11 protein-coding genes are annotated in these 13,019 nt (G+C 62.7%); 5 read left to right on the top strand and 6 right to left on the bottom strand.

What is annotated here, in order from left to right; translation table 11 throughout:
- Positions 1-33 precede the first annotated feature (33 nt).
- Both aroA and HALLA_RS05355 read right to left on the bottom strand, forming a co-directional pair.
- Positions 34-1,326: a 3-phosphoshikimate 1-carboxyvinyltransferase gene (gene aroA / locus HALLA_RS05350; RefSeq protein WP_049952417.1), complete on the bottom strand. Its 1,293-nt coding sequence runs from the start codon at positions 1,324-1,326 to the stop codon at positions 34-36.
- 100 nt (positions 1,327-1,426) lie between these two features.
- Positions 1,427-2,575 carry a LolA family protein gene (locus HALLA_RS05355; RefSeq protein WP_049952418.1) on the bottom strand — a complete coding sequence of 383 codons (1,149 nt, stop codon included), beginning with the start codon at positions 2,573-2,575 and terminating at the stop codon, positions 1,427-1,429.
- Between the two features lie 164 nt (positions 2,576-2,739).
- On the opposite strand from HALLA_RS05355, the gene HALLA_RS05360 reads away from it, so the two are divergent.
- Positions 2,740-3,984, top strand: a complete 1,245-nt coding sequence (locus HALLA_RS05360) for a M24 family metallopeptidase (protein WP_049952419.1) — start codon at positions 2,740-2,742, stop codon at positions 3,982-3,984.
- A 45-nt stretch (positions 3,985-4,029) separates the two neighbouring features.
- On the opposite strand, the gene HALLA_RS05365 is transcribed toward HALLA_RS05360, so the two are convergent.
- Positions 4,030-4,584 carry a GMP synthase subunit A gene (locus HALLA_RS05365; protein WP_049952420.1) on the bottom strand — a complete coding sequence of 185 codons (555 nt, stop codon included), beginning with the start codon at positions 4,582-4,584 and terminating at the stop codon, positions 4,030-4,032.
- Positions 4,585-4,721: 137 nt separating this feature from the next.
- Here HALLA_RS05365 and HALLA_RS20960 point away from each other — a divergent pair, with 137 nt between their 5' ends.
- The gene (locus HALLA_RS20960) at positions 4,722-4,859 is read left to right on the top strand and encodes a hypothetical protein (protein ID WP_169732112.1); all 138 of its coding nucleotides are present in this window, start codon (positions 4,722-4,724) and stop codon (positions 4,857-4,859) included.
- 150 nt (positions 4,860-5,009) lie between these two features.
- Here the strand turns inward: HALLA_RS20960 and pan1 are convergent, their stop codons facing one another.
- Positions 5,010-6,227, bottom strand: coding sequence for a proteasome-activating nucleotidase Pan1 (gene pan1 / locus HALLA_RS05370; RefSeq protein ID WP_049952421.1), 1,218 nt, complete (start codon positions 6,225-6,227; stop codon positions 5,010-5,012).
- 123 nt (positions 6,228-6,350) lie between these two features.
- Between pan1 and HALLA_RS05375 the strand changes: the two genes are divergently transcribed.
- From HALLA_RS05375 to rad50, 3 genes are all read left to right on the top strand, one after another.
- Positions 6,351-6,620, top strand: a complete 270-nt coding sequence (locus HALLA_RS05375; RefSeq protein ID WP_049952422.1) for a MarR family transcriptional regulator — start codon at positions 6,351-6,353, stop codon at positions 6,618-6,620.
- Positions 6,621-6,722: 102 nt separating this feature from the next.
- Positions 6,723-8,291 carry a DNA double-strand break repair protein Mre11 gene (mre11, locus tag HALLA_RS05380; protein ID WP_049952423.1) on the top strand — a complete coding sequence of 523 codons (1,569 nt, stop codon included), beginning with the start codon at positions 6,723-6,725 and terminating at the stop codon, positions 8,289-8,291.
- The gene (rad50, locus tag HALLA_RS05385; protein ID WP_049952424.1) at positions 8,288-11,053 is read left to right on the top strand and encodes a DNA double-strand break repair ATPase Rad50; all 2,766 of its coding nucleotides are present in this window, start codon (positions 8,288-8,290) and stop codon (positions 11,051-11,053) included. Before mre11 ends, rad50 begins: the two co-directional genes overlap by 4 nt.
- Before the next feature lie 87 nt (positions 11,054-11,140).
- Here the strand turns inward: rad50 and HALLA_RS05390 are convergent, their stop codons facing one another.
- Positions 11,141-12,292, bottom strand: a complete 1,152-nt coding sequence (locus HALLA_RS05390; RefSeq protein WP_049952425.1) for an acyl-CoA dehydrogenase family protein — start codon at positions 12,290-12,292, stop codon at positions 11,141-11,143.
- Between the two features lie 78 nt (positions 12,293-12,370).
- Complete coding sequence (locus tag HALLA_RS05395; RefSeq protein ID WP_242406191.1) at positions 12,371-12,844, bottom strand: hypothetical protein; 474 nt, start codon at positions 12,842-12,844, stop codon at positions 12,371-12,373.
- Positions 12,845-13,019: the final 175 nt, after the last annotated feature.

The following is a 13,019-nucleotide window of genomic DNA, read 5'->3' on the forward strand; positions in this document are numbered from 1 at the left end:
AGAAAACTCGATGGCGGAGACGCTGGGATCGCGTTAGTCCGCGGTCTCGACCGTCGCACCGAGACTCGAAAGCATACCGAAAAATCCGGGGAAAGAAACGTCTACGTGCTCGCCACCCTGGATCGTCGTTTCGCCGTCGGCAGCGAGTCCCGCGAGCGCCAGCGACATGACGATTCGGTGGTCGGCACGTCCGTCCACGGTCGCTCCCCGGATCGTCGACTCGTCGCCGTGAACGGTCAACGAATCCCGCGTTTCGGTCGTTTCGACGCCCATCTTCTCGAGTTCCTCGGCCATCGCGCTCACGCGATCGGTTTCCTTGAACCGGACGTGCTCGGCGTTGGTGATTCGAGTATCGCCGTCGGCGACCGCGCCGAGGGTCGCGATCGTCGGGAGGAGATCGGGCGTGTCTTCGACCGAAACGTCGATCCCCTCGAGAGGGGCTTTCGAGACGTCGATCGTCCCATCGTCGCGGTTCCACTCGACGTCCGCACCCATCCGGTCGACGATATCGACGATTGCGGTATCTCCCTGCGCGCTCGGATGTGCCCCCTCGATGCGAACGCCGTCTTCGCTCGCGATGGCACCCGCCGCGAGCGGATACGAGATCGACGAAAAATCGCCGGGAACGGCGTATTCGCCGCCTTCAGGCGCGTAAGACTGCCCGCCCGGGACCGCGAAGCCGTCCTCGGTGGCTTCGGCGTCGACGCCGAAGTCCGCCAACAATTCGATCGTGACGTCGACGTACGGCGCGGACTTGAGTTCCGTCTCGAGGTCGATCTCGAGGCCGTCGGCCGTCACCGCGCCGGCCATCAACAGGGCGGTGATGTACTGTGAGGAGACGTCGCCCGGAATCGACACGCGGTCGCCCGACAGCGGGCCGGTGACGACCAGCGGTGCCTGTCCGTTCGCTCGAGTACTCGCCGCATCAGCTCCGAGATCCGAGAGCGCCTCGAGCAGCGGCCCTTGCGGACGAGACCGGAGCGATTCGTCGCCGGTGAGCACGCTCGTGCCATCGGCAAGCGCCGCCGCCGCGGTCACGAGTCGCATCGTCGTACCACTGTTATCGCAGTCGATCACGTCCGCCGGCACCTCGGGAGTGCCGTCGAAGCCCTCGACGGAGAGGGTCCCATCGTCCGATCGGGTTACGCTCCCGCCGAACAATTCCACAGCTCGCGCCGTTGCACGCGTATCCGCACTCCAGAGCGCGTCGCGTACCGTGGCGCTGTCGGCGTACCCCGACGCCAAAATCGCGCGATGCGTGTAACTCTTCGATGGCGGTGCCGTCGCCGTTCCCCCAAGCTTCGAGGGACCGAGCGTGACGTTCATGCTCGGTCTGTGGAGTGGATGCCCTATACCGATACCGGTACGTCCCCCGAGACCGTTCGGAACGGTCGTCCCAGCCTGCAGATTCACCAGACCGGTTCGGTCACTTCGGACAGCCGATCGACGCCGCGATTTCCTCGAGCGGTTCGCCGGGATGCGGACTCGAGACTTCGTAGCTCACGTCCTCGCACTCCCAGAAAACGCTCTCGAGGTCACCGGCGCGGAGATACGCCTCGTTGCCGTCGATATCGATCGGGGTGAGCGCGTCCGGATCGAACCGGGACGTTTCCCTGACGGCAACGAACAGTTCGCGTTCGGGCGTGGTCGGTTCGACGTACCAACTCGTCGCCGTCGTACCGAAGCCTCTGTCCAGGACGGTGATTCGATCGAGTTCGAAATCATCCGGTATCGCCGGGTCCGGGAGATCGAACGGGAGAATTTTCGCCGCGGCTTCCGGAGTGTCGAAGATCCCGATGGGTTCGGCGCCGATCGACTTGACCTCGGCGTCCGACGGCGGGTCGTAGGTGAACGTCCCGTCCTCGAGTCCCTCGTTGATCGCGAGTTCGTCGTAGGTCACCGTGAGGCTGTGGAGGGTACGTTCGTCGGTCTCGACGACCGTCTGCTCTTTGATCGGGTACCGGTGTTCGTCGCCGATCCAGATCGTTCGAACGACCTCCGCCTCGTCGACCTCCGCCGAATCGGCGGCCTCGAGCGGAATCGCGTAGACCGTCTCTCCCACCAGCAGTTCGATCGATCGCCCGACCTCGTCGTCCGATTTCGGAGTCGCTTCGACGACGTGGGCCTCGCTATTGTCAACCGTGTCGGTTCCGTCGTACGCGAGGTCGTAGTCCTCGAGGAGTGATTCGAGGACGAGACGGGTTCGATCCGCGACGAAGCGGTTCGGGTGGTGCCGCTCGAGGACCGTTTCCGTCGTCGGATTGTACCCCCAGGTCACCTCCTGATTTCGGACCGACACCATCCCTTCGGGCGCGCGAGAATCCGACGACTCGAGGACCTCCCGTCGCTGGGCATCCGGGGGTCGTTGAAAGAGCCGTTCCCGCCGCTCGATCGCTTCTTCCGGCGTTTCGGCTGTCATCGTCCGAATAGCCGCGAGGTCGTTTATTTCTCCGCGAGCGTCGATTGCTTCCCGAACGAGGTCGTCGCTCGCCGGAGCCTCCTCCGAACTGGTGTCCTCGAAACAGCCGGCGAGCGCGGTACTAGCACCCGCTACGATAAGACGACGACGGCGCATAGGTCAATGTTGTAAGGTCTCTTAATAAGCGTAGGGATTCGGTCTGAACAAACTGGTGTGCTCGAGTGGTAACCGCGTTCGATGCGCGGTTGGTCGCGCCCCACGATCCGTTCGCTGGTGCCGGGACCCTCGTAATTATGTAGACGCCTGCCACAGTTTCGGCCATGGATATCGATCTTTCACCGCTTCGGTCCGCGCTCGCGGATGCAAGCGTCGACGGCTATCTCATCGACGCCGACGGATCGGATTCTGACCAGCGGTACGTCTCCGATTTCACCGCCCCGGATCCCTACCAGACGCTGGTTACGACCGCGCCAACCAGCCAGTCGGGCGGATCGTCCGACCCGAACGGTTCGGGCGAGATTGGCGGGCGCCGCGGCGTCCATCTCCTGGTCTCCGGACTCGAGTACGGGCGGGCACGCGCAGATGCGACTGTCGACTCGATCGCCCGGCGCGCCGACTTCGACTATCGCGACCGCGTCGCGGAGTACGGTCCCCAGGAGGGAACCGTTCGGACGATCGCGGCGTTTCTCGAGTCACACGACGTCGAATCGGTGGCCGTCCCCCCGAGTTTTCCGACGGGAACTGCGGACGGGCTTCGGGAACAGGGTATTTCGGTCACTGTCGAATCCGAGGGGATCGTCGAAACGGAGATCCGGGCGCGAAAATCCGAGTGGGAGATCGAACAGATTCAGTCGACCCAGCGAGCCAACGAGCGGGCGATGGCCGTCGCCGAGGAGTTGATCGCGACCGCAGATGTCGAGGACGGCGTTCTCGTTTACGACGACGACCCGCTGACGAGCGAACGCGTCACGACGGAGATCGAAATCGAACTGCTTCGCAACGGCTGCGCGCTCGACGAAACGATCGTCGCCTGCGGTGCCGACGGCGCGGATCCGCACGACCGCGGTAGCGGCGCGCTCGAGGCGGACGAACTGATCGTGATCGACATCTTCCCGCGGGACAAAGAGACGGGATACTTCGGCGATATGACCCGCACGTTCCTGCGCGGCGTACCGAGCGAGGAACAGCGACGGCGATACGACGTGACCCAGCGGGCCTACGAGGCGGCGCTCGAGGCTGTCGAGGCGGGCGTCACGGGAGCGGCGGTCCACGACGTGGCCTGCGACGTGATCGAGGACGCCGGCTACGAAACTCTCCGAAGCGACCCGACGACGGAGACGGGGTACATCCACAACACCGGCCACGGCGTCGGACTCGACATCCACGAACAGCCCACGGTGTCGCCGTCTGGGGGCGAACTCGAGCCCGGCCACGTCGTCAGTATCGAGCCCGGAATCTACGACCCCGCCGTCGGCGGCGTCCGAATCGAGGATCTGGTCGTCGTCACCGAGGACGGACACAGAAATTTCAACGAGTACGGCGTTTACCTCGAGCCGAGGGCGTAGCCGGCACCGAGACGAACCGTTCTCGAATCGATCAAGCAGGTGGCCTCAGTCGTCCGTACAGATCTCGAGGAAGTTCTCGAAGACCTCGTCGCCTTCCTCGGTGTGGGCTACCTCCGGGTGCCACTGGACGCCGTAGAGGTCTCGGTCGGTGTCGCTCATCGCCTCGACGCCGCAGACGTCGCTCGAGGCGGTCCGTTCGAATCCCTCGGGAACTTCCTTGACTTCGTCGGCGTGGCTCGCCCAGACGCGGGTTTCGGGGTACAGCGAGCCCGTGAGCGGATCGTTTTCCGAGAGCAGGTCGACGGTGACGTCGGCGTAGCCGCCGTACTCGCCGCTGCCGACCCGGCCGCCGAGTTCCTCGGCGATCAACTGCATGCCCAGACAGATTCCCAGCACCGGCATATCGGACTCGAGGTACGCCGCCGACTGTCCCGTTCGATCCATATCCGGCCCGCCAGATAACACGACGCCGTCGGCGTCGACCTCCTCGGGCGGCGTGTCGTTATCGATCAGTTCCGAGTCGACCCCGAGATCTCGAAGCGCTCGATCCTCCAGGTGCGTAAACTGTCCGTGGTTGTCCACCACGACGATCTTCGTCATTGCCGGGAGGTAGCGGGGGAACCGGTAAAAGCGGTCCGGAAGCGAGCCTGCTCGGGTGTCGGCACGCACTCGAGCCAACGCGCGAACGAGGCTGGATATCCGGTACGTTTATGCACAGTTCGAGAGAGAACTCGTGTATGGCCATCGATATCAGCGAGTTCGACCATCCGGCGTGGCTCACGGCAGCGGGGACGGGAGTAGGATACCTGTTGATCCTCGTTCTCCTGACCGTCTTGCTCTTTCTCGTTCCGTGGGGAATATTCGTACTGCTGTGAGCACCGTTCGGTTGCTAGCGTTACTGAACCCGAACGATACGTCGATTTCTCTCTAGACCGCTCGAGTGCTTTTCGACTAGCTGATTGTAAGACTCGGTAGCGCTTGCGCTCGAGAGCCACTTAACACGAAAATCGGCTCGAAAAACCGCTTCAGGCGAACGTCTTCGAGACGTCCTCGGTCTCGTCGGAACTGGCCTGGACCTTCTCCCAGGCGTTCTGGAAGTCTTCCATCCGGATCTCGGTCCGGTCGTCGCGGATGGCGAACATCCCCGCTTCGGTACAGATCGCCTTGACGTCGGCACCGGAGGCTTCGTCGGCTTCGGCGGCGAGCGAGTCGAACTCGACGTCGTCGGCGACGTTCATGCCGCGCGTGTGGATCTGGAAAATCAGTTCTCGGCCCTCCTCGTCGGGTTTCGGAACTTCGATGAGGCGGTCGAACCGACCGGGCCGAAGGATGGCGCGGTCGAGCATGTCGAAGCGGTTCGTGGCGGCGATGATGCGGATCTCGCCGCGCTCTTCGAAGCCGTCCATCTCGCTGAGGAGTTGCATCATCGTCCGCTGGACCTCGGCGTCGCCGGAGGTCTTGGACTCGGTTCGCTTGGCGGCGATGGCGTCGATCTCGTCGATGAAGATAACCGCGGGTTCGTGCTCGCGGGCGACCTCGAAGAGGTCCCGAACGAGTTTCGCGCCCTCGCCGATGAACTTGTGAACCAGTTCCGAGCCGGCCATCTTGATGAAGGTCGCGTCGGTCTGGTTGGCGACCGCTTTCGCGAGCATCGTCTTGCCGGTTCCCGGTGGGCCGTGCAGAAGAACGCCGCTCGGCGGTTCGATACCAACGTCGTCGAACATGCCGGGTTTCTTCATCGGCATCTCGACGGTTTCGCGAACCTCCTGTAGCTGGTCCTCGAGCCCGCCGATATCCTCGTATTCGACCTCGGGACTCTGGGTGACTTCCATCACGCGAGCCCGGACGTCGGTTTCTCCGGAGAGGGTCTTGACGATCGAGAGGGAGTTGTTAACCGCAACGCGGGAATCCGGCTCGAGGTCCTCGCGCATCTCTTCGGTGACCTCGGTCAGGGCCTCCTGATTGTTTCCGTGCTGTTTGATGATGACGCCTTCGTCGGTCAGTTCCTGCACCGTCGCGACGAACAGCGGCGACTGCTTCAGCTTCTTGTTTTCGTGCGTAAGTCGCTCGAGTTTCTGCTGGTATTTGTTGTTCTCGGCGTTCGCATCGAGGAGTTTGTCGCGCATCTCCTCGTTTTGCGACTCGAGGATTTCTAGGCGGTCCTCGAGCGACTGTATTTTCTCCTGTTGGGACGCCTCGTCCTCGTCGTATGGGAGGTCGACGTCGTCCACAGTGTCGCTCATTAACCCACTCTTGGGTGTTGGTTCATAAGAGGCTTCGGGTCGATACACTATGGAATAGTATTACTGCCACGCATTTATCTAAACAGAAAATATTATCACCTTGTATCCGAAACGGGTATCACGATGAGTGCTTCAGAGTCGTTTCGACAGGAGTCAACCCCCCGCGGAAGCTGGGAGGACGTTCGCGATCTGCCGCCGAGTGCGAAACTCGTCGCGAAGGTACTCGAGTACAACGAGACGATGACCCAACAGCAGATCGCCGACGAGACGCTGCTTCCGGCGCGTACCGTTCGATACGCGCTCAACCGACTCGACGACGAAAACGTGATCGACTCTCGATTTTCGTTCTCGGACGCGCGAAAGCGCCTCTACACGCTCGATATCGAATCTTAACTCCGCACTCTCTACCTATCGCTCTTCTCATCAATCCGGGCACGGTTACTTTCACTCCGGTCACGGAAGCCATTTAGGGGAGCCAGCGCAACGGGAGGGTAGATGACGCGGGTGATACACACGGGCGATACCCACATCGGGTACCAGCAGTACAACGCACCCGAGCGGCGACGCGACTTTCTCGAGGCGTTCCGCGAGGTCGTCGACGACGCGGTCGAAGACGACGTCGACGCGGTGATCCACGCGGGCGACCTGTTTCACGACCGACGGCCGGGACTGGTCGACCTTCAGGGAACGGTCGAAATCTTGCGCCGACTCAAGGACGCCGACATTCCGTTTCTCGCTGTCGTCGGCAACCACGAGTCCAAACGCGACGGCCAGTGGCTCGACCTGTTCGCCGACCTCGGCCTCGCGACTCGGCTCGGTTCCGAGCCCTACGTTCTCGAGGCCGTCGCGCTCTACGGTCTCGATTTCGTGCCCAGATCGCGGCGAGACGCCCTCGAGTACGAGTTCGAACCGCTCCCAGAAATCGCCGAACACGCGGCGCTCGTAACGCACGGCCTGTTCGAACCGTTCGCCCACGCCGACTGGGACACCGAACGGCTGCTCGAGGAATCGACCGTCGACTTCGACGCCGTATTGCTCGGCGACAATCACAAACCCGACACCGCAGAGGTGCTCGAGACGTGGGTCACCTACTGTGGGTCCACCGAGCGCGCGAGCGCCAGCGAGCGCGAGGACCGCGGCTACAATATCGTCACATTCGAGACGTCGTCAGAGTCGGCCTCCGACAGCCAAGAGGAGGTAACGATCCGTCGGCGCGGCCTCGCCGACACGCGACCGTTCGTCTTCGTCGACGTCGAACTCAACGAAGGGGAGGGAATCGACCGCGTGCAAGAGCGCGTCAGGGAGTACGACCTCGAGGACGCCGTCGTCATCGTCACCATCGAAGGCGACGGTAGACCGGTCACGCCCGCGACCGTCGAGGAGTTCGCGACTGACCGCGGGGCGCTCGTTTCGCGGGTCAACGACCGACGGGAGCTTCCCGATCAGGACGACGAGGTTTCGGTCAGCTTCGCCGACCCCGACGAGGCCGTCCGCGAACGGGTTCGCGAACTGGGACTCAGCGACGCCGCGTTGAACATAGACCGGACGGTGCGACGGGACGACCTCGCGGACTCGAACGTCCGGAAAACCGCAGAACGGCTGGTCCGAGAACTCCTCGAGGACGATCGCTCTGCGTTCGACCCGGCCCCGGAGCGCGACCCTGCGGAGGTAACCACGCTCGCCGACGCGATGGCCGACAGAAGCGGTGCGGAGTCAGAAGAGCCGGATACCGATGCGGAAAAATCTGAATCAACGGGAGATGAAGACGGCTCGGAGACAGAACCGATCGAACCGGCTGCTCGTTCTTCCTCTGAAGCAAGCGAGCCAGTTGGCTCGGTCAGCGCTGGGATAGGCGACGAGCCGGATCGTGCCAATTCCAGTGGCGAGTCGGATGGCTCTAAATCCAACGACGGGTCGGATAGCAACGACGGGGCAGACAGCAACGAGTCAGACGAAGATTCCGACAGCGCAGAAACCGACCGCGAATCGGCCGAACCGGATCGAGAGCCGTCGACGGACCGGTCGGAGGAGTCAGAAACCACGTCGCTGGGTGATTTCGCGTGAAAGTCGAACGGATCAGACTCCGAAACTTCAAGTGCTACGGTGAGGCCGACCTCGGCCTCGAGCGCGGCGTGACCATCGTCCACGGCGTCAACGGCAGCGGCAAGTCGACGCTGCTCGAGGGCGTCTTCTTCGCGCTCTACGGGTCGAAAGCGCTGGATAATCGCACGCTCGACGACGTGATCACGACGGGCGAGGAGGAAGCCGAAATCGAACTGGCGTTTCGCCACGACGACGTCGACTACCGGATCGAACGACGCCTGAAACTCCGCGGCGATCGGGCGACAACGACGAAGTGCGTCCTCGAGACGCCCGAGGGAACGGTCGAAGGTGCGACAGACGTTCGCCAGAAGGTAACGAACCTGCTGCGGATGGACGCCGAGGCGTTCGTCAACTGCGCGTACGTCAGACAGGGCGAGGTGAACAAGCTCATCCACGCCTCGCCGAGCGACCGCCAGGACATGATCGACGATCTCCTACAACTGGGCGCGCTCGAGGAGTACCGCGAACGCGCGAGCGATGCGCGATTAGGTGTAAAGACGGTTCTCGACGGCCAACAGGACGTACTAGAAGACGTGCGAACCCAGGTCGAACAGAAAGAAGAGAAGGACCTCCACGAACGCTTGAACGAACTCGAGTCCAGACGTGCCGAGCTCGCAGACGACATCGAGAACTTCGAATCCCAGCGCGAGAACGCCAGTGACACGCTCGAGGCCTCGACGGAAATCCTCGAGCGCCACGAGGAGACGCGCGAGGAGATCGAAACGCTCGAGGAAGAAATCGAGACGATTCGGTCCAAGATCAACGAAACCGAGCGAAAACGCGAGGACGCGGGAGAGACGATCGACGACCGAAAGACGCGGCGAGACGACCTCGAAGACGAACGGGAGACGATTCTCGAGGAGATCGACCACGTGAGCGAATCCGGCGACGATACCGTTGATACTGATGGAGATGGGGACGCTGGCGACGACGGCCTCGAGCTACCCGAGCCACCCCAAGCGCTCGAGTCCACTGCTGCCGTCGAAGCGCGGATCGACGCGCTCGAGCGAGCGGACGAACAGCTTCGCGACGACCTCGAAACCCTTCGAGTCGAGATCAACGAGCGATCGAACGAGACGGATCGACTCGAGAGTCAAGCGGCCGAGTTCGAATCGGAAGCGGCCGACAAACGCGAACGGGCGGGAGACCTCGAGTCGAAGATCGACGACGACGAAGACGCGATCGAACAGCGGGAGGAAAAGCTCTCGACGCTCGAAGAGCGGATCGAAGCCGCGCGCGAACGGTTCGACGCCGCGCCGATCGACTTCGGCGAGGCGACAGACCACCGCGAGACCATCGCCGAGGACCGCGAAGCGATCGTCTCGGAACTGGGCGACGTTACCGCGGGGATCAAAGCCGTCCGGGGTTCGATCGAGGAGGGCGAAGCGTTGCTCGAGGAAGGGAAATGCCCTGAGTGCGGCCAGCCGGTCGAAGATTCGCCGCACGTCGACGTTCTCGACGAAAAGCGCGAGCGACTCGCCGAACTCGAGGCCGAACGCGACGCGCTCGAGGACGAACGAGACGAGATCGGCGAGCGAATAGATCGCGCCGAGACGCTTCGGGAGGCCGAACGCGAGGTCGACCGACTCGCGGATAACCGCGACAACGTCGCCCAGTTGCTCGCGGAAAAACGCGAGACGCTCGCGGATCGACGCGAGCGGTGTGAGCAACTCCGCGAGGACGCGGACGAACTCGAGGCGGAAGCCGAACAGCACCGAGACGCCGCGACGGATCTCGACGCCCAGATCGACGACGCTCGGAGCGACCTCGGCAAGATCAACGGAACTCGAGGCGAGATCAGGACCGAACTGGAGGAGTTGCACAGACTTCTCGAGATCGACGACGAACGCGAGGAGATCGAACGCGAGATCGAAAACGCGCGCGAGCGCCGTGCGGACTGGCAGACGATGAACGACGAGCGCCGCGAGCAACTCTCGGCCAAGCGAGACCGAAAGCGCGAACTCACAGACGAGTTCGACGAACAACGAATCGAGCAGGCTCGCGAACAGAAACGCAGCGCCGAAGACTACCTCGAGAAGGTCGACGAGAAGTTATCGACCCTGCGCGAGAAGCGAACCGAGATCCAGAACGCGATCGGCGGCGTCGAAAACGAACTCGAGGAACTCGAACGCCTTCGTGAACGCCTCGAGGCGATCGAGACCCGCTGTGGAGACCTCGAGTCGCTGTACGACGAGGCCGAGACCCTGCAGGCGACCTACGGCGACCTTCGGGCCGAGCTTCGCCAGCGCAACGTCGAGACGCTCGAGCGGCTGCTCAACGAGACGTTCGAGCTGGTCTACCAGAACGATTCGTACGCGTCGATCGATCTGGACGGCCAGTATCGGCTCACCGTCTACCAGAAGGACGGCGAACCCCTCGAGCCCGAACAGCTTTCGGGCGGCGAGCGGGCGCTTTTCAACCTCAGCCTGCGGTGTGCGATCTACCGCTTACTGGCCGAAGGCGTCGAGGGAACCGCGCCGATGCCGCCGCTGATCCTCGACGAACCAACCGTGTTTCTCGACTCGGGCCACGTCACGCAACTCGTCTCGCTGGTCGAATCGATGCGGGATCTGGGCGTCGAACAGATTATTGTCGTCAGTCACGACGAGGAACTCGTCGGTGCCGCGGACGAACTGGTTCGCGTCGAAAAGGACGCCACGTCGAATCGATCGCAACTCGAACGCGGCGAACCGCCCGAAATCGCGCTACTCAGCTCCGATTGACGGTATCGGTGGGTCGCCTGCTCGAAGTCGCCGGTCTCAACGACGATGGTGACTGATGCGATAGTTGCGTGGGGTAGCTGCGACCGATCAGGGGGCCTGTCCGTAGATCAAGTTCCGCTGGACTTCGTTCGCCCCTTCGTAGATGACCGGGACGCGAACGTCCCGGTAGACGCGCGCGATCCGGCGTTCGTCGAGGATCGATCGGCCGCCGTGAAACTGCATCCCCTGCTCGGCGACATCGACGGCCGTCTCGGTCGCCTTCGTTTTCGACAGCGCGGCCCAGTATCCCGCGTTGTCGTCGTTTGCCACTTTTTCGCACGCTCTCCAGACGAGCGTTCGAGCGCTCTCGAACTCGATGAGCATGTCCGCCAATCCGTGTTGGACGGCCTGAAACTCGTTTATCGTCCGGCCGAACTCCTCTCGGTCGTGGGTGAACTCCCAGGCTTCCTCGATGGCCGCGGCCGCCAGGCCGAGCCCGTGACCGGAGACGACAACCCGACCGTGGTTGAAGAAATCCGCGAGCATCATGAAACCGGCACCCTCGTGGCCGATTCGATTCTCCGCGGGGATCCGACAGTCCTCGAACGTGATGTGTGCCTGTTTCGACGCGGGCATCGCCATCTTTTCGGGGATGTGTTCGGCCTCGTAGCCGTCGGTATCGGTGGGGACGATGAACATCGAGTGGTTACCGTACCGATTGTCCTCGTCATCGCCGGTTCGAGCGTAGACGGTTATCCAGTCGGCCTCGACGCCGTTGCCGATCCAGTACTTCTCGCCGTTGAGGACGTACTCGTCGCCGTCCCGTTCCGCGCTGGTTTGCATTCCCGCGAGGTCGCTTCCGGTCTCCGGCTCCGAGACGGCGAGTCCGGATATCTGCTCGCCTTCGGCCACGGGCCTGACGTACTCCTCGCACTGTTCGTCGGTCCCGTACTCGTAGGTGATCTCGCAGCCGAAACTGGCCAGTTGAATCGTCAGGGCGATCCCGGCGTCGGCCCGGTAGAACTCCTCCGTGATCGCGAGTAGTTGCGCGAGGTCGAGCCCCCGCCCGCCCAACGATTCGGGAATGTCCTGTCCGGCGAGACCCGCTTCCTGGGCGGCCTCGAGGATCTCCCAGGGGTACTCCCCCGATTCGTAGTACTCGGCGGCGGCGGGTTCGATGTGCTCTCGAGCGAATTCTCTGGCTTCTGCTTTGACTCCCTGTGCGCGGTCGGGAACGATGGTCTCCTCGAGGGGGTTCATAGGCCATTCGTCGTCCTCGAGTGGGATATATTCGGGGGCAGGGGAAATTGGGACTTCGGCTCGGTTCGTCGTCCAGCGTTACCGAACGCTCTGTGGACGGTCGTCGGTGGCCTGGGTTGTGCTCGGCTCTGCGCGATGGACGTCCCAGATCAGATCGGTCAGCAGGTGGACGTAGAGGACAACGCCGACGATGATTCCGAGTCCGATGTTGAATACGAAATGAAGCGGAACGAACAGCCCGATGAGAACGACGTGGCTCAGCAATCGGGACAGAACGCCGACATCGCCCTGATCGAAGATTTGTCCCTGATCGGCGACTGCCGCGACCGGGTTCGCGAGACAGAACCTGACCGCGTCCCAGTTTCCGGTTTTGATTCGAGCGATCAGGAAGTGATCGAGGTCGATAAACACGCCGAGTGCGGTTCCGTAGAGTACGACCGCAACGACTGCGACGACCGACAGATGCGTAAAAGCCGTCGTCCACCACGAAAGCGAGAGAGCGAGAGTAGCGGCGACGAGCGCCGAAACGACGGCGTGATGTTTCGAGTACATGATTCTCAGTTACTCTCTACGATAGCACCGCGATACAAAACGCTCCCGGCGCATCTCAACTACACCGGTGCCTGAATTGCGTTCCTCGCGCACGTCCCCTTCTCGCGTCCGCTCGCTTTCGGACCGTCGATTCTGAGCCGCCGCTTTGCGTGCCGTTCGGACTGGTCGAATCGAG

This window comes from Halostagnicola larsenii XH-48 (genome assembly GCF_000517625.1).
Taxonomy (GTDB): Archaea; Halobacteriota; Halobacteria; order Halobacteriales; family Natrialbaceae; genus Halostagnicola; species Halostagnicola larsenii.

Coding starts and splice junctions, on each gene's coding strand:
- aroA (WP_049952417.1), bottom strand. CDS start 1,326: ATGAACGTCACGCTCGGTCCCTCGAAGCTTGGGGGAACGGCGACGGCA.
- HALLA_RS05355 (WP_049952418.1), bottom strand. CDS start 2,575: ATGCGCCGTCGTCGTCTTATCGTAGCGGGTGCTAGTACCGCGCTCGCC.
- HALLA_RS05360 (WP_049952419.1), top strand. CDS start 2,740: ATGGATATCGATCTTTCACCGCTTCGGTCCGCGCTCGCGGATGCAAGC.
- HALLA_RS05365 (WP_049952420.1), bottom strand. CDS start 4,584: ATGACGAAGATCGTCGTGGTGGACAACCACGGACAGTTTACGCACCTG.
- HALLA_RS20960 (WP_169732112.1), top strand. CDS start 4,722: ATGGCCATCGATATCAGCGAGTTCGACCATCCGGCGTGGCTCACGGCA.
- pan1 (WP_049952421.1), bottom strand. CDS start 6,227: ATGAGCGACACTGTGGACGACGTCGACCTCCCATACGACGAGGACGAG.
- HALLA_RS05375 (WP_049952422.1), top strand. CDS start 6,351: ATGAGTGCTTCAGAGTCGTTTCGACAGGAGTCAACCCCCCGCGGAAGC.
- mre11 (WP_049952423.1), top strand. CDS start 6,723: ATGACGCGGGTGATACACACGGGCGATACCCACATCGGGTACCAGCAG.
- HALLA_RS05390 (WP_049952425.1), bottom strand. CDS start 12,292: ATGAACCCCCTCGAGGAGACCATCGTTCCCGACCGCGCACAGGGAGTC.
- HALLA_RS05395 (WP_242406191.1), bottom strand. CDS start 12,844: ATGTACTCGAAACATCACGCCGTCGTTTCGGCGCTCGTCGCCGCTACT.